The 23,856-nt window shown below is 41.1% G+C and carries 18 protein-coding genes and 1 pseudogene; 17 read left to right on the forward strand and 2 right to left on the reverse strand.

Features of this window, described 5'->3' with window-relative positions:
* Positions 1 to 272: 272 nt before the first annotated feature.
* From MKX30_RS00005 to MKX30_RS00040, 8 genes and pseudogenes are all read left to right on the forward strand, one after another.
* On the forward strand, positions 273 to 1,127 hold the full coding sequence (locus tag MKX30_RS00005) for an alpha/beta fold hydrolase (RefSeq protein WP_341062784.1): 855 nt from the start codon (positions 273 to 275) through the stop codon (positions 1,125 to 1,127).
* A 319-nt stretch (positions 1,128 to 1,446) separates the two neighbouring features.
* The gene (locus MKX30_RS00010; protein WP_341062251.1) at positions 1,447 to 3,369 is read left to right on the forward strand and encodes a BglG family transcription antiterminator; all 1,923 of its coding nucleotides are present in this window, start codon (positions 1,447 to 1,449) and stop codon (positions 3,367 to 3,369) included.
* 133 nt (positions 3,370 to 3,502) lie between these two features.
* Complete coding sequence (locus MKX30_RS00015; RefSeq protein WP_023988560.1) at positions 3,503 to 3,820, forward strand: PTS sugar transporter subunit IIB; 318 nt, start codon at positions 3,503 to 3,505, stop codon at positions 3,818 to 3,820.
* Between the two features lie 58 nt (positions 3,821 to 3,878).
* Entirely contained in the window at positions 3,879 to 4,193 is a 315-nt protein-coding gene (locus tag MKX30_RS00020) for a PTS lactose/cellobiose transporter subunit IIA (protein WP_023988561.1), read from the forward strand.
* A 69-nt stretch (positions 4,194 to 4,262) separates the two neighbouring features.
* Positions 4,263 to 5,555: a PTS cellobiose transporter subunit IIC gene (gene celB, locus MKX30_RS00025; protein WP_023988562.1), complete on the forward strand. Its 1,293-nt coding sequence runs from the start codon at positions 4,263 to 4,265 to the stop codon at positions 5,553 to 5,555.
* A gap of 104 nt (positions 5,556 to 5,659) precedes the next feature.
* The gene (locus MKX30_RS00030) at positions 5,660 to 7,132 is read left to right on the forward strand and encodes a glycoside hydrolase family 1 protein (RefSeq protein ID WP_341062252.1); all 1,473 of its coding nucleotides are present in this window, start codon (positions 5,660 to 5,662) and stop codon (positions 7,130 to 7,132) included.
* Between the two features lie 517 nt (positions 7,133 to 7,649).
* Complete coding sequence (locus MKX30_RS00035) at positions 7,650 to 8,375, forward strand: YjjG family noncanonical pyrimidine nucleotidase (protein WP_053325417.1); 726 nt, start codon at positions 7,650 to 7,652, stop codon at positions 8,373 to 8,375.
* Positions 8,372 to 8,837, forward strand: a pseudogene (locus tag MKX30_RS00040) (GNAT family N-acetyltransferase). Before MKX30_RS00035 ends, MKX30_RS00040 begins: the two are co-directional and overlap by 4 nt.
* A 122-nt stretch (positions 8,838 to 8,959) precedes the next feature.
* Here the strand turns inward: MKX30_RS00040 and MKX30_RS00045 are convergent.
* Both MKX30_RS00045 and MKX30_RS00050 read right to left on the reverse strand, forming a co-directional pair.
* Entirely contained in the window at positions 8,960 to 11,236 is a 2,277-nt protein-coding gene (locus MKX30_RS00045) for an alpha-galactosidase (protein WP_341062253.1), read from the reverse strand.
* A gap of 82 nt (positions 11,237 to 11,318) precedes the next feature.
* Complete coding sequence (locus MKX30_RS00050; protein ID WP_025723649.1) at positions 11,319 to 12,305, reverse strand: LacI family DNA-binding transcriptional regulator; 987 nt, start codon at positions 12,303 to 12,305, stop codon at positions 11,319 to 11,321.
* Positions 12,306 to 12,482: 177 nt separating this feature from the next.
* On the opposite strand from MKX30_RS00050, the gene MKX30_RS00055 reads away from it, so the two are divergent.
* From MKX30_RS00055 to MKX30_RS00095, 9 genes are all read left to right on the forward strand, one after another.
* Positions 12,483 to 14,291 carry a cache domain-containing sensor histidine kinase gene (locus tag MKX30_RS00055; RefSeq protein ID WP_341062254.1) on the forward strand — a complete coding sequence of 603 codons (1,809 nt, stop codon included), beginning with the start codon at positions 12,483 to 12,485 and terminating at the stop codon, positions 14,289 to 14,291.
* Positions 14,284 to 15,387 carry a response regulator transcription factor gene (locus tag MKX30_RS00060; RefSeq protein ID WP_341062255.1) on the forward strand — a complete coding sequence of 368 codons (1,104 nt, stop codon included), beginning with the start codon at positions 14,284 to 14,286 and terminating at the stop codon, positions 15,385 to 15,387. Before MKX30_RS00055 ends, MKX30_RS00060 begins: the two co-directional genes overlap by 8 nt.
* A 197-nt stretch (positions 15,388 to 15,584) precedes the next feature.
* Positions 15,585 to 16,886, forward strand: a complete 1,302-nt coding sequence (locus MKX30_RS00065) for an ABC transporter substrate-binding protein (RefSeq protein ID WP_341062256.1) — start codon at positions 15,585 to 15,587, stop codon at positions 16,884 to 16,886.
* A 79-nt stretch (positions 16,887 to 16,965) separates the two neighbouring features.
* A complete protein-coding gene (locus tag MKX30_RS00070) occupies positions 16,966 to 17,844 on the forward strand; it encodes a carbohydrate ABC transporter permease (RefSeq protein WP_341062257.1) in 879 nt (292 codons plus the stop codon).
* A gap of 28 nt (positions 17,845 to 17,872) precedes the next feature.
* Entirely contained in the window at positions 17,873 to 18,715 is an 843-nt protein-coding gene (locus MKX30_RS00075; RefSeq protein WP_025723644.1) for a carbohydrate ABC transporter permease, read from the forward strand.
* Between the two features lie 489 nt (positions 18,716 to 19,204).
* On the forward strand, positions 19,205 to 19,906 hold the full coding sequence (locus tag MKX30_RS00080) for a response regulator transcription factor (protein WP_023988571.1): 702 nt from the start codon (positions 19,205 to 19,207) through the stop codon (positions 19,904 to 19,906).
* Positions 19,903 to 20,889: a sensor histidine kinase gene (locus MKX30_RS00085; protein WP_264453787.1), complete on the forward strand. Its 987-nt coding sequence runs from the start codon at positions 19,903 to 19,905 to the stop codon at positions 20,887 to 20,889. The genes MKX30_RS00080 and MKX30_RS00085 overlap by 4 nt, the downstream gene beginning before the upstream one ends.
* A gap of 101 nt (positions 20,890 to 20,990) precedes the next feature.
* The gene (locus tag MKX30_RS00090) at positions 20,991 to 21,770 is read left to right on the forward strand and encodes an ABC transporter ATP-binding protein (RefSeq protein WP_341062258.1); all 780 of its coding nucleotides are present in this window, start codon (positions 20,991 to 20,993) and stop codon (positions 21,768 to 21,770) included.
* Positions 21,736 to 23,748: an ABC transporter permease gene (locus tag MKX30_RS00095; protein WP_341058480.1), complete on the forward strand. Its 2,013-nt coding sequence runs from the start codon at positions 21,736 to 21,738 to the stop codon at positions 23,746 to 23,748. The genes MKX30_RS00090 and MKX30_RS00095 overlap by 35 nt, the downstream gene beginning before the upstream one ends.
* The last annotated feature ends 108 nt before the right edge of the window (positions 23,749 to 23,856 follow it).

The raw sequence follows: 23,856 nt of genomic DNA on the forward strand, positions 1-23,856 counted from the left end.
AATAAAAGTATGACCTCTACATAAAAAACCGCGATTATCGCGGTTTTTTTGTTTCCAAAAAGATGTGCTTGTCAAAAATGAAGTATGAATCCCATAAGTAAAGACAAGTAAGACAAGAGTAAACCAGTTTTGTTTTTGAAAAAAACATGTTAAACTTTTCTCATAAAAATAAATGTACTTTCTGAGGTGAGTTGAAGTGTTGGAACGTCCTATGGAGAATACAAGGGAATTACACAAAGGAAAGGGAGTGATTTAAAAAAGAAAAGGAGATTATAAATGAGCACTTATCAACAGTTATTAGTGATGGATTTGAGCTGAAATATGCTATAACAGGTAACGGAAGGCCGATATTGGTGATCGGCAGTAGTGTATATTATCCTCGCTTATTTTCAGACCATTTATATAAAAAGTTTCAGTTTATTTTTCTGGATCATAGAGGGTTTGCAAAACCGACTCGAGCTTTAAAACTAGAAGACTATACTTTGGATAAAGTTATTAATGATATAGAAACAGCAAGACAATGCCTTCATCTAAACGAATTTATCATATTAGGACATTCCGGGCATGCCTTTATGGCTTTGGAATATGCTAAACAATACCCGGACTATGTTCAAAAAGTGGTGCTTTTAAATTCAGCACCTACGAACAGCCAGGAAAGACAGCGGCAAAGCGCTTCATTCTTTTATGAAACGGCCAGTCCAGAAAGAAAGGAACGTTTTGAAAAGGACATTGTTTTATTAGAGGAAGATATCAAAAGAGACCCTGATGGAAGATTTGTTCACATGTGTATACGAATGGGAGCCCAAAGCTTTTATGATTATGCCTATGATGCGGCTTACACGTGGAATGATGTGTACACGAACATGCCTATCATTGATTATTTATGGGGAGAAGCTTTCGGTAACATGAATTTGATACAATCCCTGGCGGATATCCATAAACCCGTATTTATTGGTTTGGGAAGGTATGATTATTTGGTTGCACCTGTTTCATTATGGGATAGGGTCGATGACACCTACGAGAACGTGAAAAAAGTGATTTTTGAATATAGTGGGCATAACCCGATGTTTGAAGAACCTCATTGTTTTGATCAAACATTAGCCAAATGGATTAATGAAGATCACTAGGATTTTAAACGGTCGATTCCTATTTAATAAGGAGTCGACTTTTTTGATGTTAACAAAGATCATAACTGAGCTTAGGAAAGGCGTATAACATGGAGTTGACGAAACTTGTAATTACGTTTAATAAGGTCATTAGCAATTGACTTCATGCTGCGCCCAAACAGAGCTTATATCGAGTGTTTTCTTCGGATGTCACTGCCATGTTCGGTGAGTTTGTTTGACAGAGAATAAAATTAGTAATACTGTGAATTCTAAATGACACTCCGTCTGTCATTTCTATGACTTAAATTTAATAAGTAAGTTTAAAGAAAGAGGGATAAGATTGTTTTCAAAACGGCAAAAAGAAATACTCTTATACTTAATTAGTTCTAATCATCCTGTTACTGCTGCATGGATTTCTAAAGAATTAAATGTTAGTGATCGAACCATACGTAATGATTTGAAATATATACAAATTAAGTCTGCTCCAATGGGTCTAAATTTAGAATTGATTAGGGGAAAAGGATACGACATAAAAATTACCGATAAAGATTTGTTTAATCAAAATTTCAATGACTTAACTAATGATAAACTCAGTCATTCTACAATTGACTTTTCTGAACAAGATAACCGAGTTATTTATTTGTTGAGCCGTTTCTTGTTAGAAAATAGCTATATAAAATTAGTGACTATTGAAGAAGAAATGTTTGTATCTAAATCTACAATACAAAACGATTTAAAAGAAGTGCGAAAAATACTGGAAAAGTACAACCTGAATTTAGTAAATCGCCCCCACTACGGCTTGTATATAGAGGGTGATGAATTTATGAAACGAACATGTTTATCAAATTATTTATACAAAAGAGAAGAAAACTTCGATCAATCTCATGAGGACTTTCCTTTATTTGGTAAAAAGGAATACAAGAAAATTAAAGAAGTAATAATCGAAAAAGTAAACAAATACAAAATTGAAATATCAGATATTTCTTTAGAAAACCTTGCTATTCATTTAATTATTGCTTGTAAGAGAATCGAAGAGGGATTTTTAATTGATAATCCGTCGGTATATTTACAAAAAGACTACCCTTTCGAAGAAATAGTGGCCCATGAAATTGTCAAAGAAATAGAAGACATTACAGGATTGCTATTTCCTGATTCGGAGATCAATTATGTTATTACCCATTTGGTGGGTACTAAATTGCTTCCAAAAGAAAGTTTGTCAGAGTACAGTAAGTTGGATGAAGTCGGATCCATTGTGAGTTGTATTCTGAATAAATTACAGAAAGAATTAAATTGGGATTTCAATCATGACGTTGAATTCATTCAAGCACTCACACTTCACATTAGGCCTGCAATGAACAGACTTAGGTACAAAATGAATATTAGAAACCCCTTATTAAATGAAATTAAAGTAAATTATCCAGCGGCATTTGAAGGAGCTCTTATAGCCAGCAAGTGTATTAATAATTTTTTGAATTTAGAAGTTGGAGAACATGAGGTAGCTTTTATAGCTTTACACATTGGAGTTGCTTTAGAAAGAATGAAAAATAAAAACAACAAGATAAAAAAAGTGATTATTGTATGTGCTTCAGGTGTCGGAAGCGCAAAATTACTGTATTATCGATTAATTAATTCATTTGAAAATAAGTTACAAATTGTAAATACAATCAGTTATTATAAATTAGCAGAAGCCGATTTATCCTCTATAGATTTTATAATCAGTACAGTTCCGATCAAAGAGGATATAGGGATACCCGTCTATGTAGTAAATACCTTTTTAGATGATAAGGATCTAAATCGAATCAGGAACCTCTTATCCTCTTCAGAACAGCAAAGAGAAGCTCATACTTATCTTGATCCATCCCGGGTGTTTGTGAAAAAAGAATTAACAACAAAGGAAAGCGTTATTCATTTTTTAAGTAGTAAGTTGGTTAAACAAGGTCTTGTACCTGATGATTATGTATCTTTAGTATTAGAAAGGGAGGCATTGGCTCCAACAAGTTTTGGTAATCTAGTAGCCATTCCACATCCGACTCTTCCCGTTACGACAGAAACTTTCTGGACCATATGTACGTTAAAACGCCCAATTCGATGGAACGATAAGCAAATGGTACAGTTGATTTGTTTGTTAAACATTAAAGAAGGAAACAATGTCGATTTAGAAAACATGTATAAGAAACTCGGTTCGCTTATAGAAAATAAGGAGATCGTCCAACGAATTCTTGCCAAAGACTCCGTGGAAGAAATCATGCAGTTACTAAACTGAAACAACAAGGAGCCGTTTATTACACCACAAACGTTTCCTATTGTTTTTGGAAAAAGGTTCGGTTAAAAAGAAAGCGATTTAATTGTAAACTTAAGTTGTTCAGTAAATGAAGGAATTTAAGGGGGAAAAGATTATGAATACAATTATGTTAGTATGTGCAGCAGGAATGAGTACAAGTTTATTAGTAACGAAAATGCAAAAAACAGCTGAGGAAAAAGGCATAAAAGTAGATATTTTTGCCAAATCGGCTTCTGAAATTGAATTTACTTTGAAAGAGAGAAATGTAGACGTCATATTATTAGGGCCTCAGGTGAAATATTTGAAAAAGCAATTAGAAACTAAATTGGCAGATAAAAATATTTTTATTGAAGCTATTAATATGCAACATTACGGTATGATGAACGGTGAAAAAGTGTTAGAAGATGCATTACAGTTAATAAAAAGCAAATAACAAAGGATTTGAATTAAGAATTTGTTACTAAACAATAAAAGATAAGAGGGGAGAAGTTATGGTAAAAGAAGAATACTATACGGTGGCGTTTAACATTATTAGTAACGTAGGTACAGCTAAAAGCTTAGTAATTGAGGCACTTTATGCGGCAAAAGAAGGAGAATTTCAATTAGCAGAAGGAAAGTTAGAAGAGTCAAAGCAATTTTTTAGAGAAGGACATAGAGCGCATTCTTCATTAGTAAAAAGAGAAGCAAATGGAGAGCAACTTGATTTCTCACTGATATTAATGCATGCAGAAGACCAACTCATGAGTGTAGAAACCATTTCACTGCTTGTTACAGAAATGATCGAGCTATATAAGCGTTCAAAATAGAGATTGTTCAAGCCAAATAGAAGTGGCATCGCTACAAGAAATTACATCTTCGGGAGAGGACACGATGTTATGGGTAAAATAACTGAGTTTTTAGAAGAAAAGGTAATGCCAATTGCAGGCAAAATTGCTGGTCAACGGCATTTACAAGTACTTCGCGATGCAATGGTTCTAACAATCCCATTTATTATTATCGGTTCCGTGTTTCTAATCTTAGCAAATCTGCCAATTCCAGCTTATATAAACTTCTTAAAAGCTCATCCAGATATCAAAGCAACCTTACTTTATCCTTACAATGGTACATTTAATCTGGTCGCATTAATTGCTACCTTTGCTGTCGGATATAGGCTAGCTGAGAGTTATAAAGTGGACCCACTTGCTTCAGGGGCTGTAGCATTATGTTCGTATTTTGTTGTCACGCCTAATACAACTTTTACGGTAGATAAAGTGGTCACAACAGCAATGAATGTTAATTACTTTTCGAGTCAAGGCTTATTCGTAGGATTGCTTATTGCAATATTCTCGACAGAAATTTACCGTAGGGTCGTTCAAAAGAATATTGTTATCAAAATGCCAGATGGAGTTCCGCCCACTGTTGCAAAATCCTTTACAGCAATTATTCCAGGTTTTATTGTCATCGTGAGTGTATGGGTTATACGTTTACTTGTTGAAAACTTTACTCATTTTGAAAACGTTCACACTATCGTCGCAAAACTTCTACAACAACCTTTAACCAATGTTGGTACAAGCCTAGTTGGTACAATCTTTGTATTCTTATTAATCAATTTGTTATGGGCGATTGGGTTACATGGTTCTACAATTGTAGGTTCTGTCATGTTACCTATCTGGTTACAGTTGACATCAGAGAACGCAGCTGCCTACGCAGCAGGATTACCCGTCGATAATATTGTTACGGCAGAATTTAGATATCTTATCTTTATCGGTGGATCCGGTGCAACACTTGGTCTTGTGCTCGCAATGTTTTTCTTTTCTAAGAGTAAACAATTGAAGCAAATGGGACGACTAGCCATTGGACCCGGACTATTTAATATCAATGAACCGTTAATCTTCGGTATGCCAATCGTATTAAACCCAATCATTTTGATTCCGTTTCTTATAACACCAGTTATTAGCGTGTTGATAACCTATCTATCTATGTATTATGGATGGGTAGCGAGCCCCATTGGTGTGTTGCCTCCTGGGACAATGCCAATACTTATAGGCGGATATCTGATGACTGGTAGTGTCTCGGGGATCGTCTTACAGCTTATTTTGTTTGCTGTATCCTTTGTTATTTACTTCCCGTTCTTTAAGATCATGGACAATCAGAAATATAAAGAAGAACAGAAGGCGCTTGCAAGCTAAGATGAGATCATCAATTAAAGCCTGTTAGAGTTTCTTAATGCATTTCTGTTCATAAAAATAATAGTTTGTTGACATAGGATCTATGTACTAATAGGAGGGTTATCATGTTTCAAATGAAAACAAAATTTCCAGAAGATTTTTTGTGGGGTGGAGCAACGGCTGCAAATCAACTAGAAGGAGCAAGTGATGTTGGCGGCAAGGGACTTTCTCTGGCTGATGTATATACGTTTGATGAAAAGATGCCGAAAGAGCAATGGTCAGATCAGTGGCATTTAATGACTCATAAGCAAATAGAAGAAGCTCAAGATCCTGCAAGTAAAAAATATTATCCCAAAAGACATGGGATAGACTTTTATCATCATTATAAAGAAGATATCGCATTATTTGCAGAAATGGGCTTTAAAGCTTATCGCATGTCAATTGCTTGGACTCGTATTTTTCCGAATGGTGATGAGTTAGTACCCAATGAGGAAGGATTGTCGTTTTATGATCGTGTTTTTGATGAACTGAATAAGTATGGAATAGAGCCTGTTGTTTCCTTATCTCATTATGAAATGCCACTACATCTTTCAACAAAGTATGGTGGCTGGGTGAATCGTAAACTAATAGATTTCTTTGTTCGTTTTGCTTCAACTGTATTTGACAGATATAAAAACAAAGTGAAATATTGGATGACTTTTAATGAAATTAACTGTGTGACCCATCACCCATATGTAAGTCTAGGGGTTATTGAGGAAAATCACCCTAATATTGAACAAGCAAAATTTCAAGGCGCTCATCATCAATTTGTAGCAAGTGCTCTTGCAACCAAAGCATGCAAAGAGAGTAATCCTAAAGCAATGGTAGGATGCATGGTTAGTTATCAGTTACTTGTTCCTTATAGCTGTGATCCAGATGATGTTCAAGCTACAGTAGATAAACAGCGTACCTCATTGTTCTTTACAGATGTTCAGGCGAGAGGCTATTATCCTGCTTACACAGCTAAAATGCTTGCAGAAAAGAATGTAGTACTGGAAACAGAACCCGAAGATGAACAAATTATGAGAGATTATCCGGTTGATTACGTGTCCTTTAGCTACTATATGTCTAGCGCAGTCAGCGCACATCCAGAAAGAATCGAAGGGGCGGTAGGAAATCTACTTACAGGAGGAGTTAAAAATCCTTATTTGCCAACAAGTGATTGGGGATGGCAGGTTGACCCTAAAGGTCTACGAACTGCTTTAAACCAATTGTATGATCTTTATCAAAAACCATTATTTGTTGCTGAAAATGGATATGGCGCTTTAGATGTATTAGAGGAGGGCGATAAAATTGAGGATGATTATCGTATTTCTTATTTAAAAGAACATATTAAACAAGTAAAAGAAGCAATTGCAGATGGTGTAGATATATTTGGCTACACGAGCTGGGGCTGTATCGATATGATTAGCGCCGGAACTAATCAAATGTCAAAACGCTATGGATATATTTATGTAGATCAGGACGATATGGGCAGAGGTACAAAACGTCGCATAAAGAAAAAATCATTTTATTGGTATAAAAATGTTATTGCTACGAATGGAGAACAATTAGACTAAATTTTTAAAAGGAGAATGGTTACCTATAGGCTTGTCTCATCAGGGGCAGCTTGAGGAAGCATTCTCCTCTTTTTATAAATCGATATGTCAGCGGCTTGGCAAAACGCATGCGCTTCTCACTAGCTCAAATCGTCAATCAGTTCATGTTCGTCACCAATATCCAACTTTAGCGAAATATTGTTATCATAGGTTCCAACGGTAATCTTTTAATTTCAATTAGGACAGCCAGAAAATCAAAAACATATAGAAGATGATAAACAATAAACAAGATTGACAAAATATTAGAAGAAAGATACGATCTCGATTTATCTGATAAAACAAACAAAGTAAATAAACTGTTGGGTAATATTACTTCATCCTGGTTGTCGTGACTTGACGGCTTAACTAGGATCTGTATAATAACCGGGAGATCATGTTACATTGATAGTTTAATTCCCGTTTTTTATGCCCTATCAGAAAACAATTCTAAGACTCATAGAACTGAACAATTTAGTAAAGCAATGATATGGAGGTCGTTATGAAATACGAAATTATTTTATTTGATGTCGATGATACGCTGTTTGATTTTAAAAAGGCAGAGAGTCATGCGCTACATAATACGTTTACCCAATTTGGATTGCCACTAGGGGCCACTGAGTATAAAGCTAGTTATGATGAAATCAACAGTGCGTTGTGGCGAGAAGCAGAGGAAGGACACATTACCTCAGCGCAACTGCGTGTGGAACGGTTTAAGCGATTATTTACTATTCATGATCTAGATTTCAATCCAGACGCCTTTAGTGCAGCATATTTACGTTATTTGGGTGAAGGTGCTTTTTTGATGCACGGAGCGGTTGAATTATGTGATATGCTGTCTGATTGTCGTTTGGCGATCATTACGAATGGAATCAAAGAGGTGCAAACCTCCAGAATTCAGCTTTCACCGCTGCGTGATGTATTTGAGCAGGTAATTATTTCAGAGGAAGTGGGTTGCCAAAAGCCACAAGCTGGTATTTTCGATTATGCATTTACTAAGCTAGCCATTTCAGATAAAAGTAAGGTTCTCATGGTCGGTGATTCTTTGACCTCGGATATTCAAGGAGGGAACCAATACGGAATCGATACCTGCTGGTTCAACCCTGCTGGGAAAACAAACGTGTCTGGCATTCAACCCACTTATGAAATAAAAAGCCTGATGGAGTTATCGAATCGTGTGCTTTCAAAGCGTCTCGTACTGAATCGTACATCGGCTGAAATTAGATGAATAATGTCGAAATCAGAAGGCCAGAAATTAAGGACATCGAAAAGATAAATGAATTGTTTAGAATTGTGATTATAGACACGTTTGCTAAAGAAGGCATTGGTCATATGCTGGAAGACATAGATGAGGAAATTGAGACTAAGAGGGTATATTTGGAACGTGACTTTGAGAGTCACGGTGAACAACGATACTTCTTAATCGCTGTAGATGGGAATCATATAATAGGTTCTATTGAATATGGACCAGTAAGTGAACTAATAAGTAAATCTACCAATGCTACATTTAAAAATTTGTGCGAGGTAGGAACTGTACTTGTTCACCCTGACTACAGATAGTGGATATCGTATTGCGCAGAAAATATGGAAAAAGAAATTTGGAACTCCTGATTATTTATTAAAAGATTATTGGGGAGCAGGCTCTGATCATATGATATGGAGAATCAAAGTCAAGGATGCTATTAAATGATCAATTGCTTGGCAATCTCTTGTGTGTCTTTAATCTACAAGGACCAAAGTTATAAAACAAGGCAGGCCGGAAAATCGGCCTGCCTTGTTTAAATTTTTTTATCGTCACTGGCTGGTCCATGATTAGCAGGAGACAGCTTTAAGGCGGAAGGTAGAGCTGGCGAAATCTCCAGTGAGATCGGAGACCACAAGCCCAATTCTCATTAGGCGGTCACCTCCGAAAATTTCTCCATCAAATGCTACGCGGAAGGGGGAACCGCCATCTTCCACTAAGGTATTACCCGTATGGACTGCAGAGTTGCCCGTCGCCCCGTGTTCGATTATATACTTTTTATTTGGATCAAGTCCTTTTAGAGTTAGTCGCCGGATGGGGCCATTTGGTTCAGCTAGTACACGGAAGTAAGCGGCAAAAGCTTCGGACTGGTCCTCGCTAACGAACATCCAGGCCGTGTCGCCTCGGCCCTCAAATGGACTAAGGAGTCGATACATATCTCCTTGCTGTACAAGGGAACGAATTTCCTTATACTGGGCGATTTGTTTGGCAGCGAGCTCCTTTTCTTCATTTGTAAAGGCAGTTAGGTCAAGTTCGTAGCCAAAATTCCCGCTCATTGCCACGTTGCCGCGTATAGCGAGGGAGGTGATTCGCCCCACCTGGTGATTCGGTACATTCGATACGTGTGCGCCCATGGTACTGGCCGGATACACGATGCTTGTGCCATACTGGATAGCCAATCTTTCAATGGCATCAGTATCGTCACTGGTCCATGTCTGCGGCATATAGTAGAGCATTCCGGGATCGAATCGTCCACCGCCTCCGGAACAGCTTTCGAACAAGATGTCCGGGAACTGGGAAGTCAGACGTTCCAGAAGATCGTAAAGTCCGAGCATATAACGGTGCGCAGTTTCCTTTTGTCGCTCGCTAGGAGCTGTAGCCGAAGCAATCTCCGTCATATTACGGTTCATGTCCCACTTGACATAAGTAATCGGAGCGATCGAGAATACGGAGCTAAGCGTCTCGTACAAGTAGTCGCATACTTCCTTGCGGGAGAGATCGAGCACCAGTTGGGATCGGCCTTCCGTCCGCCGCCGACCTTCCGCATGCAGGCACCAGTCGGGATGGTTACGATACAATTCACTATCAGGTGATACCATTTCCGGCTCAACCCACAAGCCAAACTGTAATCCTTGTTCATTAACCCGTTTGGCCAGGTCGGCAAGGCCGCCAGGCAGCTTTCGGCGATCTTCAAACCAGTCCCCAAGCGAATTGTCGTCGTTGTCGCGCTTACCAAACCAACCATCATCTAGAACAAAGAGCTCAATTCCAAGGGGGCCTGCTTCATTGGCAATTGCTTCGATTTTATCGGCGTCGAAGTCGAAATACGTGGCTTCCCAATTGTTCACGAGAATAGGACGCTCTTTGTCACGGTAAGTCCCCCGGCACAGGCGTGTGCGATAGAGTCGGTGATAGGTGCGTGACATGCCCCCAAGACCTTCTTCGGAAAAGACCAATACGGCTTCAGGAGTCTGGAATGACTGACCCGGCTCAAGCCGCCAGGAGAAGTCAAAGGGATTGATTCCGATACTTACACGAGTCTGATTGAACTGCTCTACTTCCGCCTGTGCGACGAAGTTGCTGCTGTAGATTAGACTGAAACCGTACACATCCCCACGGTCTTCAGTCGCATCAGGACGAAGCAATGCCAGAAATGGATTCATTTGGTGACTGCTGGAACCCCTTCGGCTCTCGAGTCGAATGGAACCAGGTCCGAGATCGCGTCGTTGGATATGTCTTTCCCGAACCCAGGCTCCAGGTAAGTAGAGAGCTTGGTAGTTGGAATCGGCGAAGTCGACTGAGGCGCTCATGGCGTGTTCAATATTCATGGTAGCGCTTCCCTTTTGTTCAAAAAGAGTAGACCTCGCAATGGCACTGTGATTCGCAAATACAGTATAGAGCAGTGTAGTCTTAAGCCCAGAGTATGGATCTTCAAGGATCAAAAAGAGGGTTGTGGCTTCATCATCCGATTCGGTATAGACGGAAGGAAGTCCCTCGAGCTTTGGTTTACCCGGTTCAATACGGTAACCACTATATTTCAGCTCCGTAGTCCGAGTCCCGTCCGCAAGTGCAACCTGGTAAGCTGGTTGACGAAAGTCGCTTGTTCCATACTGGGGGTATTCCTGTGGAAGCGTGTCCAAAGAAATTGTACGGCTGGAAGAAACGGGAGTGGGAGAGAAGGAGCAACGCTCCCTAAGCTCCAATATACTTGCGAGACTTTGGTCATGATGAAGTTGAGCTCCCCAATAGACATGTGCGGGATATCCTTCTACAAGCTGGATAATATAGCTGCAATCCTTGGACTGCAAATGAAACAAACCAAGCGCCTCGTTAACATGAATGTTCATGATATTCACTCCTTAGGGGGTTATCATTATTGTTTTACGTAAGGATACTGATCAATGACAATAAGGCTCTCAAGTACTGATTTTAGCCTTTTTTGCATGAGCTCTCCCGAATGACAAGCTTAGTCCCGATCACGCTATACGCAGGTGGTTCACGCCCCTCAAACCGTTCAGAGAGCAGTTGCACGGCAGCCTTTCCCATCTGTTCAGGATAGGCACGGACGGTGGTTAGCGGAGGCTGCACGAAGGCTGCCATCTCAATGTCGTCGAAGCCGACAACAGCCATATCCTCTGGTACCTTGACTCCATGTCCATGAAGGGCGCGGAGGGCACCAATAGCGAGCGGATCGCTTGCAGCGAAGCAGGCCGTCGGTCGTTCCTGTTGGGTTAGAAGCTCGTTCATCATGAGATAACCATCCGCGGTACTCCAGGCACCTATACGGACGAATTGAGGATTGTACAACCCCTGTTCCCGCATGAATCGTTCAAAATAATGCGCTCTTCGCTCACCGTCGCTCTTACCGCCGATAAATCCGATTTGTCGGTGGCCAAGCTCAAGTAGATGTCCGAGTGCCTGATCAACAGCTTGCCGGAAATGAAGTCGTACAGAATCATACTCCAGCTGTTCATGGTACTGGTCGACAAGGACAATGGTGTTCTTGTCAGGATGAAGTTTGAATACCTCTTCAGGATCAACGCCGCCCACAACAATCAGACCGTCCGCCTTCTGCAGGGTGCCGATGGATGAGCGGCCTCGCAAGGTCTGGCCCAACGTCAGTCCAAGCTCTTCACAGCGCAGTTCGATTCCACGGCGGATCGAGGCGTAATACGGATCGTCTCTTTCCTCCTCAATAGAACACCACAGCAGGAGGGAGACCGTTTTCCCAGCACGTTCCGTATTCTGCTTTAATTGCCTTAGCCGGGTAGGCTTATACCCGAGTTGCTCGGCAACCAAAAAAATTCTGCTTTTGGTGTCTGGGCTTACGGACAGTGACAGATCGTTATTTAAAACCCTTGAAACGGTTGCGGCAGACACACCCGCTTCGCGGGCAATGTCTTTAATGGTTGCCAAAAGAGCTCACACCTTTTTAGTTAATAATTTTACTAAAAATCGACTTTATCCTAACACATCTTTAAAGCACTTTCAAGATGGACGATTGAATTTTTTTAACATTATTTTTGATCTACTACTGTAGAGATTGTTTGTGTTAACATGATGAATATTCTCTTGATGACGGAGGGGTCCTAGTTGAATATTCTGTCACTAGCTCGTAAGTGGTTTGGTCGACTTCGCTTTAAAAGCAAGGTTATAACGGTATTTCTTCCGCTAATTATTGTTTCTCTGCTTACTCTTGGACTGTTGTCCAACCAGCTTTTCAGCCGTTCTTTGATAGACCGAACCACCAGCAACGTGGTCGATGAGTCTCAGCTTATCTTGTCTCGGACCGATTACATATTCAGCAGTGTGGAAACAGCGGCCAATATTATGGTGACGAATATTAACCGGATGTATGATTCATACGGTGCCAAACCTGGTACTGCGATGGAGTCTATTCAGTTTGGAAACTTGATGCAGAGCCGCCTATCCATTGATTTGTCAATCTTTCGTGAGGTGGATGCCGCTGTATTTATTGATAATGAAGGGACAATTTTCGCCTCTTATACCGAAAGCGGGGATGATCGCAAGATCTATAGCATGCTTAAGCGGGTAAGGGAATCCGAAAGTTATGGACAGGCACTCTGGTTTGATATGGAGAAGAGGGATTTCCTAACACCAGATCCGAACTCTCCGGTTTTGACGTTGGGGAAGACGGTCATTAATATAGACACGGGCGAACCCTACGGAACCCTTTTTCTGTTAGTGAAGGAAGAAGGTTTGTCCGATTACTTCCGTTCCAGCGATCCGGATGCGCCCAAATCTTATTATTTTTTAGATAACGGAATGCGCGTGGCGGTGGCAGAAGACAATGAGATGCTGATGAATCCGGTGAATCCACAGCTAGGTGAGGCCATCCAACGTTGTGCGCCTAATGCATCCCAAGGAACGTGCTCATTCGAGGATGAGGGCAATCTGGTAACGGTCACTGATTATACCCGGATGGATTGGAAGTTGGTCAATATCGTATCTCTTAGCCTGCTTACGGCTGATGTCCGGCAAAATGTTAGATTGTCGCTCTTAATCGGCATATTGTGCCTTGTTTTTTCCTGGCTGGGCGCTAGCTTTCTATCCAAAATGGTCGTTAGCCCTCTCGAACATCTGACTAGGGCCATGCGAAAAGTAGTAACTGGTGACCTGCAAGCGGTTACGACAGTCCGCACAGAGGATGAGATCGGTACGATTGCTGAAGCGTTTAACTTTATGGTAAGAAGAGTTTGGGAGCTGCTGGATGAGGTAAGGCAGGAACAGAACCGTAAGCGTGAATATGAGCTCGCACTGATAAGCGCCCAAATTAAACCGCATTTTCTGTACAACACTTTGGATACCATTTATGCACTCAATGAGTTAGATCGTAATGATGAGGCTAGAGATACTACAAAAGCGCTGGCAGATTTTTATCGAATGGTGCTGAACAAGGGACGGGAATTAATTACTTTAGAAAAGGAAGCTCAGATTACTGATGATTACCTGACGATTTTGCAAATCCGTTATCCCGATGTGTTTCGCTATGAAGTGGATATCCCTGCCGAGCTTGCAGGTACACCTATCCCGAAGCTCTCGCTTCAGCCGCTTGTCGAGAATTCGATTTACCATGGTCTTAAGAAGAAAGGAACAAAAGGTTTTATCCGTATTTTTGCCTTTAAACAGGGTGATAAGGTGATCGTTCGGGTGGAGGACAACGGTGTGGGGATGGATGAATTCCAAGTTCAGACTATTATGTCCAGACATTTACCGAAAGAAGGAATACGATCAATCGGTACCTACAGTGTTCAGCAACGACTGAGTCTGTATTTTGGCGAGGAGTATGGGATATCCGTTCAAAGTATTCTCGCGGAGGGAACAACTGTTGACCTGTCGTTGCCGATGCTGCCAAAGGGGAGTGAACACCAAGATGTATAAAGTGATGATTGTCGATGATGAGCCGCTGTTCCGAGACTTTCTGCGTATAAAGATAGATTGGGAAAGTCATGGCTTTCGGGTTTGCTGCGAAGCAAGGAACGGACAGGAAGCACTTCAAGAAGCCGAACGGTATCAGCCGCATCTCGCCCTCGTAGATATCAATATGCCCTTCATTGATGGAATTGAATTAGCCGAGAGGTTGAAAGTCAAGTTCGAACGCATCGTTATTGTATTCATATCTGGACATAACGAATTTGAATACCTACAGAAGGCGGTTCGAACCGGAGTGCAGGATTATTTGTTGAAGCCGTTCAATGCAGAAGAAATGCTCTCGATGTTGGAACGTATTAAGCCGAAACTACCGGTGTTTCTGCAGGAGAGCGAAAGTACCGAGTGGGGTCATGGTAGCGAAGCGTTGCACGGCAGAGCAAGTATGCCTGATTTGGGCCATCTGCGTGATGCAGTCGTGCTAGACCTTCGATTGAAAGACAGTGAAACGTTAGAGGAAGTCCGTAAGGCAATCCAGCAGCTTAGTATATATAAGTGGGGGGATGAATACGCGGACGCGATGCTTATGGGAATCGTATCTCTAGCACTTTCCTTTGCAAGTGAACGCGGCATTCCTTATGATCGGCTATGGGATGAAGGTTTGAACAAGTCTCCTTACGACCGGCTCCGGGAGTTAGATTCCTGGGAGGCTGCTGAAGGATGGATGCTCGCTTTGTACCGCAGGCTGATCCAATTGATGGAGAATATGCACTCTACGAAGGCTTCCAATCTTTTTGCTGCGGCGATCACCTATATCGAGGAGCATTATGCAGACACAGAGTTGTCTGCTGAGCAGGTTTCGTGCGGGGTTTTCGTCGATGCCAGCTATCTGCGGCGCGTCTTCCGTAAGGAGTCCGGCTTCTCCATAGTGGATCATATTACACACATTCGGATGAAGAAGGCTAAGGAGCTCTTACTGAACAGAAATCGGAAGTTGGCGGAAATCGCTGAAAGTGTTGGATACAGTGACCCCAATTATTTCAGCAAATGCTTCAAGAAACGCTTTGGCATGACACCGACTGAATATGAGCAACTCCAAAAAAGGTAGCTCTTGACCTGCGAGGCAGAACAACATCGATTTAAGCCTGGCGGTTTTCCTATACGGAGAACCGCTGCTCTATTTGTCCCGTTTTTTACTGATTATGCCCGTTTTATTCCTTAATCAAGAAAAGAAGCGGGAGTATACTGTAGTCATGCAAATGAAAGCGCAAACATAAAACACACTGCATAAGGGGGATTAAACAAATGAAAAGAACTTACAGAAGTTGGGGTGCAGCTTTGCTAGTGCTCACCATGTCTATTGGATTGGTCGCTTGTGGTGGAGATAAATCAGCTTCCTCCCAGGGCGGGACGGGAGACACAACGATCAAATTGAAGGTATATGCGCAGCATTTTGACGCCGATACCACCAAGCCGTTCGATTATGCGGTGGAAGAACTCAAAAAGGACATGCCAAACGTTGAGATTGAACTGGATCCTGCCGTTCAGGACGGATATCAGAAGCTGAAGACTTATGCAGCGACAGGAAACATGCCGGACATTTATTTCACGGATTGGCCAACTCTGCAAACTTTAGCAAAATCGAAAAATGTCGAGGTGCTGGACAACTATGAGACAACGGCTAAATTCAAGGAGAATCTTAATCCGGGTGTTGAATCTCGTTTAGTAGCTCCAGATAATCATATGTATGCTTATCCGGATACAGGCATTGAATTCCAGCTTATCTATTACAACAAGTCGATTTTTGAGAAGGCGGGGATCGAAACGCCGATTAAGACGATTGATCAGATGGGCGAAGCAGCTAAAAAGTTGAAAGCTGCAGGTTATGTGCCCATGTCGATCTTTGCCAAGGAAAAGTGGATTACGACTGCTTTTTATAATGGGCTGGTCACAAGAGAGCAGCCGCAAGGATTCGGAGCACTTGATCAGAAAGGTGTAAAAGCATTGCCAGAAGCGTTTGTAACGGCAGCACAGCAGATGAAGCAATTGCAGCAAGCCGGATTGTTCGACGCAAATGCCACGAACACCAATTATGATCAGGCATCGTCCCTGTTCTATCAGGGAAAGGCTGCCATGTTTGTGAACGGACAATGGGAAATTTACAGTTCACAGGAAAAGCTGGGCGACCAGGTCGACTGGATGTACTGGCCAGCAAAGGATGAAGCAACCTACGAGAAGTCCAAATATTTTATCGACGGTGCAGGCTCGCCACAGGGTTACGCAGTATCGTCGAGTAGCGAGAACAAGGAAACTGCCGTAAAGGTAGCAGCATTCCTTGCGACAAAGTCAGCCGAGTACAAATATACCCAACTCGGAAGTCCTATCGTTTCGCCGAAAGTGGATAAGCAAATCGCCTCCAATGTTCCAGCAATGATGCAGCGAGTCGCCAAAGAGTTGCTGCCAAACGCCAAGGAATATGCTCAGCTTCTGAGCAATACCAAAATTCAGAACACAATCAATGACAATACCCAGAATCTGATGGTGGACAACTTTTTGGTAGAGGGTTTTGTGAACAATCTGAACAGTACATTGGAGAAAGAAAACTGATAATCCAGGGACAAGCAACCTCTGGCGACATAAGTCGCTGGGGGGGAGCCGTCCCGAAAATAAGGGGTGGAAGCAACACATGAATAAATATTTGGGGAACAAACCGGCGCTGGCACTGTTTCTGCTCCCTGCTTTGATCCTGTACAGTGTGATCCTGATTTATCCTGTTCTGCAGACCGTTCTTCGTAGCTTTTATGAATGGGATGGCCTTAGTACGCCGATCTTTTCGGGATTGAGTAATTACCGGGAGCTCTTTTCCGATCCTTTACTTTCCACTTCGCTTAAGAACGGATTGATATTTGCAATTGTACTGGTGGTCTTTCAGATTGGACTGGGAACGCTATTGGCGCTGATTTGTGCAGACCCGCGTATACGCGGGCGGAAAATACTGAAAACGGCTTATTTTATTCCGGTTGTTCTGTCGGTAACTGTGGTGTGCCAGCTGTGGATCGCCATTTACGACCCGACCAACGGACTGATCAACCGGCTGTTCGATCTTTTGAATATCCCGTATCAGCAAAATTGGCTGAGCTCCCCGACAGCATCAATTATTGCCATCGCCTTCGTTAATGCCTGGCAGTTTATGGGGTATCAATTCGCGCTGCTATATGCAGGGGTTAAGTCAGTACCTGAGGACTATTTTGAAGCCGCCACGATTGACGGTTGCAGCAAATGGAGAGCGCATCTGCATGTTACACTTCCTCTGATGAGGGAAACGTACAAATTCTGCTTTATTATCGCGATTACCTCTGGGATAGGCGCCTTTGTGCAGATGCTGATTATGACTAACGGGGGACCTGGTACTACAAATTATACAATGACATTCATGATTTACCGCTATGCTTTTATGGAGAGCAACTATGGCTATGCGTGTGCTGTATCTGTGCTGCTTGTACTGATCTCGCTGCTGGCAACTTTAGTTATCAATAAGCTGTTCGATCGCGGACAAACCGCCTGATGAGGTGCGTATTGAAAAGGAGAACGAAATGAGTAAAACCGCTGTGAGCAAGTTCAGACAAGCTGTCCTGCAGATACCGCTGTGGTTGTATGTGATTGTTTCGATCTATCCGTTGTTCTGGATGGTTTCCTACTCGTTGAAGAACAATGATGAGATCTTTGTTACCAACCCATTCGGACTACCAACGCATTTTCGCTACGAAAATTACATCAATGCCTGGACGCAATTTAATATTCCTCGTTACTTTCTGAACAGTTTGGTCGTATCAACGATTTCGACTCTGTTCATCCTTTTACTGGCACTGATGTTTGCCTTTGCAGTGGCTCGCATGAGATGGAGGTTTCGGTCTGCTGTCCGAACTTATATGATCATAGGAATGTTTATGCCGCTACAGGTTATTATGATACCGCTGGCGATTCTGGTTCGCGATTTTCATCTTACGAATACGTATGGAGCTCTTATTCTTCCCTATATCGCAATTGGCCTTCCTTTCTCGTCAATGATTTTCTATGGGTTCCTGGCAGGAATTCCTAAGGAGATTGAAGAGGCGGCATGTATGGATGGAGCTAATATTTATAGACTGTTCCTGAAAATCATTATGCCGCTTGCAATGCCTGCAATTGCAACTGTAGCCATTTTTCAGTTCTTGAACAACTGGAATGAGTTCACTTTGGCCTATATTCTGATTTCTGATGAGAATATGAAGACCTTGCCGCTAGGCTTGCTTTTCTTCCAGGGCTCCTACAGCACGGATTGGGGGGCCATGGGAGCTGTTATGACTATCGCTTCCCTACCAATGGTACTAGTCTATCTGTTCTTGAGTGAACAAGTGGAGCGGGCAATGACGGTGGGTTCCGCTGTAAAAGGATAGAGAGGATAAACTGCCCGGGCTTGAGAATCAGAAAAAAGATTCTCTAGCCGGGCATTTTTGTTATGTACATACGCTAGTTTAATCTGACGATGGTTTGTGGCTAATCAGAAACCTTACAACAAAATAAAGGTTTTTGTAAGTTTCAACTGTTGTTCATTATGTAGAAGCTGTTATGCTGGTAAACAGCTAGGCAAGGAAAGAAGTGAGAAGATTTTGAAAGATCCAAAGCAAAGTTTCAATGAAACATTAAAAATTCCTAAAAGAACCATTATAACAGTCACCGTTATCGTTATTATAATTATATTGTTAATCACTCTGGTGCTCGGCACCATGCATATTATTCGGGATTCAATATACACCACCATGAAAACCTCCTAAATCTACAACCAAGGGGGTTAGATTGTTGTTATTGCTTGAACGATCGAATAAAGGCATTATATAGAGAAATCAGTTGTTAAAAATTCAAGCACTAAGAAGGTAGAAAACACGATGCAAAAGATATTAATAGTAGAGGATGATCCTCAAATCAGTTCCTTGCTCCAATCTTATCTTGAGAAATATGGTTATCAAGGGATTAACGTTTCAAATTTTGATCAAGTTCTAGCTATCTTTCAAGAGGTAAAGCCTGATTTGGTACTACTTGATGTGAATCTACCTCGCTTTGATGGATTTTATTGGTGCAGGCAAATACGGACTCAGTCTACATGTCCCATCCTTTTTGTGTCTGCACGCGATGATAAAATGGATCAGGTCATTGCTTTGCAAAACGGAGCAGATGATTACATTACGAAACCATTTTATCCCGAAGTACTGTTAGCCAAAGTAGAAAGCAATCTGCGACGTGCCTATGGCTCTTATGCTGTTGCCCCAAAATCACGTTCCTTAAAAGTGGCAGATTTGACGCTATATCCCGATATTATGGAACTTGTATTCCATGACAAGCAGGTAGAAATTAGCCAGAAGGAAGCAGCACTGCTAGAGCTATTGATGACGTATCCTAAGCAGGTTGTGGGTAGAGTTCATCTCTTAGAGGCTTTATGGGATGATCACCAATATGTGGGCGAAAACACACTGAATGTTTATGTCACTCGGGTCCGCAAAAAGCTGAGTGAGCTGGGACTAGGGGATATCATAGAGACGGTTAGAGGGGCTGGCTATCGGCTTCACTTGAGTGAGGAGGAAGAACGGTGAAGCTTTTTTGGCGTGACCATTTTTCGCTGGTGATTTTTAATATCATCCAACTTTTTCTTGTGTTAAGTATCTATTGGATGGATGGTTACCGCAACTGGTCGACGGCCCTGTATTCCGTCTTTTTTGGGGCCTCCATATTGCTGGTTTATTTGCTCTTCCGGTATGTCATGTACTCTGGTTTATATCTCATATTATCCACTGCAAACATTAGAGATTTAGATGAGCTTATTCAGATGAAGGTACTTAATCCGTTAGCCTCTTCTTTGCAACATTTGCTTTTACAATATTACCGATTGTATCAGTCCCGAATTCATCAGTTAGAGCATCAGCAGCGCGATCATATTACGTTTATCAATCAGTGGGTTCACCAGATGAAAACTCCTCTTTCTGTTATTCATTTAATCCTTAAAGGAAAAATAGATCCCGAATCGGATCAGATTCACGATGAGATTGATCGAATGGGAAAAGGACTGGACATGATTTTGTATATGTCACGATTGGAATCCTTTGAACCTGACTTTCATGTGGAGCCTGTTGTATTACGAAAACTGGTTAGTGATGTGATTTATGATAACAAAAGATTATTGATTCGCAACGAAATTTATCCTTCCAATGAAGTGGACGAGCAGTTGAGTGTGATTACCGATGCCAAGTGGCTAAGATTCATAATTAACCAATTGGTGACCAATGCGGTGAAGTACTCTTCAGGTCATGCCCACAGTCTGAAACTAATGTCTGACGTAAGAGAGCATGTCATTGTGTTGGAAGTACAGGATGAGGGGATTGGTATCCCTAAAAAAGACGTAGAACGGGTATTTGAGGCTTATTATACAGGTGAAAATGGGCGGAAGTATCGTGAATCAACCGGGATGGGACTCTATTTGGTGTCTGAAATCTGCAAAAGACTGAATCATGATATTCAACTGAAATCGACGGTTGGTGAAGGGACGACGGTTCAAATCCTGTTTTCAATTCACAAATGAGAAACCTTACAACACATTTAAGGTTTTTGTAATGTTAATCGATCGCTTCACTTGTCTGGATGGATTATGATCATAACATAGGAAAAGGAAAGGAATGAATTATGGAGATTGTACGAATGGATCAAGTCACCAAAATATACTATGGCAAGGTTCCCTACCGAGCCCTTAACAACATCCATTTAACGATCAAACAAGGTGAGTTTGTTGGTATTATGGGGCCGTCTGGTAGTGGGAAGACCACATTATTAAACATGATTTCGACCATTGATATGCCGACTTCTGGCGAGGTTTGCATTAAAGGTGAAAATTTAAATCAGCTCAAGAAGGATAAGCTGGCTTTATTTCGTCGCAAAGAGCTGGGACTTGTATTTCAGGACTATAATTTGCTGGAAACCCTCACTTTGGGAGAGAACATACTGTTTCCTCTGATGCTGAATAAAAAAGGATTAAAGGAAATGGAGCTTAAACTGGAAGAGGTAGCGAAGAAACTGGATATTTTTGATGTTTTGGATAAACGGCCTTATGAGGTGTCAGGGGGACAAAAGCAACGGGCAGCCATTGGTAGGGCTATTATTCACTCTCCTTCACTCCTGCTCGCAGATGAACCCACTGGAAATCTCGATTCCAAGTCTTCACGTGTTGTGATGGAAATGCTGGGACTTATCCACCGTGTAGATTATTCCACAATCGTGCTGGTAACACACGGTGCAATGGAAGCCAGTTATTGTGATCGGGTAATTTTTATAAAAGATGGTGAGTTATATAATGAAATCCACCGTAGTCATAGTCAGCAAATATTTTTTCAGGAAATCATAGATATGCTCTCCTTTTTGGGGGGAAGTAGACATGCACATGAGCTTTCGTCTGTTAGCATGGAATAATCTCAAACGCAATGTACGTGCTTATGTACCTTATTATTTAAGCAGCTCATTGATGATTTCGATTTTTTTCGTATATGCGATATTTATTTTTCACCCGGATGTCTCAAATGCAATCACAGCAGCTAATGTAAAAAAAGGATTACAAGTTGCTGATCTGTTGATTTTTGTATTTTCCTTTTTTTTCGTATTATACACAAACCATATCTTTGTTGCTGCACGTAAGAAAGAATTGGGTATACTGACCATTTTAGGGACACATCACAGACAAATTTATTTTTTGGTGGCATATGAAAATCTAATTATAGGTTTTTTATCCTTGGTTACTGGGATTATCGGAGGATTTATTTCAGCGAAATTCTTTCTGCTTTTGGGCTCCAATGTCATAGGAATGTATTTAACGTTTTATTTTCCTTGGAAAGCACTGGCTTTCACAGGAATTGGCTTTATGTTTTTGTTTATATTGATCTCACTTGTGTCTGTTTTCTTCATACGCCATTTTAAATTACAGCAGCTTTTTAACAAGGTTCCACAGCTCAAAAAGGAATTAAAAGCTTCATGGAGTCTTTCCTTTCTTGCGATAGCGTTAATAGGAGCGGCTGTATATTTAATGAAGCTTGATTTTCCACCATACATTTATCTGGCACCGTATCGTTTAGGGACTCTTTCTTTTTATATATTGCACTATTCGGTTGGAGACACATTTAAATACACAATTGTAATGGGGTTTATTGGTACTTACTTATTTTATACTCAATTATGTGTACTATTCATTCAACTGCTTAGAGCTAACAGGAAATGGTCTTGGAGCGGAACACGTTTGTTATGGTTATCTGAGATCACATACAAAATTAGGAATAATGCTGGATTATTTTCATTGATTACCTTAATTTCTATCATTTCCTGTGTAGGAGCAGCGTCAACTTTTGACTCCATGCAGCAGCAAAAAAGATTTCTAAGGGAGCAATCTTATTCATTTGCACTTTCTTCTGATGTAGTAAGTTCTAGAGAGCTTGAAAAAGAGATTGACCAAAATCTTTATACGGCTGGGGTAGATTATTCGAAAAGTGAAATACTGATCTTTCCCTTTCGTGAACAGTTCGCACCTGTGATGAAACAATCCAACTATGAAGCTCTTACTTCCAGGTTTAAGGAACTAAAACAGACAGCCGCACTTCGGGATCATCAAGGCTTTTTCATTTTTGATTCTAATGGAATGTCTTTAGAAGAACAGAAAACCTTTTTTGAAAAAAAGCTAACTTACAATCAAGGAAAATCTCAGATTATGAATATTCAGATTATGGATACTCAGAAGATAGACCACAGCATAAAGTTTGTTGAAAACATCATCTCTGAACTAGGAAGGTTACTTGTTGTTTCAGATCGAACTTACGACCATTTAGTTGAACAACGGTACTTCAATGTTCCATTAGCATACAAATCTGTTTATTATTTTGTGCCAAAATGGAAGAATGGTCAACTTTCATTAGAAACTTCTGAAACTCAACAGGAGATATGGTTGTATTCCGTGTTGGCCAACAAGGTGAACAAAGGGGTACTTAACTCTAGAGCAGTGGATTATTTGACATCGGAGATGGATCTGAATATTAGTGAATTTATTGGCGGATTTATCGCCATTATTATGTTGGCAAGCACTGTAAGTCTGTTGTATTTCAGATTGTATGTAGATCTTCAACGGGATGAGGAAATATACCGAGCTTTATCGAAAATCGGATTAAACTCAAGGGAAATGAGACGAGCTGCATCCAGACAAATTGCTTTCCTATTTCTTCTGCCATTAGTCGTATCATCCGTAGGAGTAGTGCTTTGTTTATTTATGTCAGAACCATCTGGAATAAATGTAGCACCCTTTCATCTTACGCTTATTCAGATTATGCTTTGCTTTTGGGCAATCCAATTCTTTTCCTTTCTTATTGTACGTTTCCTGTACCTTCGTCAATTGGATTTAAAGATGCTGTAAAGAGCGATAAGCCGTGTGTGAAAGAATAGCAGGAGGGCAGGATTATACCTCCCTTCTGGAATCTGCACGGATGATAGAAGATGCAGTTCTCAATTCACGACATCCTTG

Source organism: Paenibacillus sp. FSL P2-0173 (assembly GCF_038008045.1).
GTDB lineage: Bacteria > Bacillota > Bacilli > Paenibacillales > Paenibacillaceae > Paenibacillus > Paenibacillus polymyxa_B.

Coding starts and splice junctions, on each gene's coding strand:
- MKX30_RS00080 (WP_023988571.1), top strand. CDS start 19,205: ATGCAAAAGATATTAATAGTAGAGGATGATCCTCAAATCAGTTCCTTG.
- MKX30_RS00070 (WP_341062257.1), top strand. CDS start 16,966: ATGAATAAATATTTGGGGAACAAACCGGCGCTGGCACTGTTTCTGCTC.
- MKX30_RS00090 (WP_341062258.1), top strand. CDS start 20,991: ATGGAGATTGTACGAATGGATCAAGTCACCAAAATATACTATGGCAAG.
- celB (WP_023988562.1), top strand. CDS start 4,263: ATGGGTAAAATAACTGAGTTTTTAGAAGAAAAGGTAATGCCAATTGCA.
- MKX30_RS00015 (WP_023988560.1), top strand. CDS start 3,503: ATGAATACAATTATGTTAGTATGTGCAGCAGGAATGAGTACAAGTTTA.
- MKX30_RS00065 (WP_341062256.1), top strand. CDS start 15,585: ATGAAAAGAACTTACAGAAGTTGGGGTGCAGCTTTGCTAGTGCTCACC.
- MKX30_RS00060 (WP_341062255.1), top strand. CDS start 14,284: ATGTATAAAGTGATGATTGTCGATGATGAGCCGCTGTTCCGAGACTTT.
- MKX30_RS00075 (WP_025723644.1), top strand. CDS start 17,873: ATGAGTAAAACCGCTGTGAGCAAGTTCAGACAAGCTGTCCTGCAGATA.
- MKX30_RS00095 (WP_341058480.1), top strand. CDS start 21,736: ATGCACATGAGCTTTCGTCTGTTAGCATGGAATAATCTCAAACGCAAT.
- MKX30_RS00020 (WP_023988561.1), top strand. CDS start 3,879: ATGGTAAAAGAAGAATACTATACGGTGGCGTTTAACATTATTAGTAAC.
- MKX30_RS00045 (WP_341062253.1), bottom strand. CDS start 11,236: ATGAACATTCATGTTAACGAGGCGCTTGGTTTGTTTCATTTGCAGTCC.
- MKX30_RS00030 (WP_341062252.1), top strand. CDS start 5,660: ATGTTTCAAATGAAAACAAAATTTCCAGAAGATTTTTTGTGGGGTGGA.
- MKX30_RS00035 (WP_053325417.1), top strand. CDS start 7,650: ATGAAATACGAAATTATTTTATTTGATGTCGATGATACGCTGTTTGAT.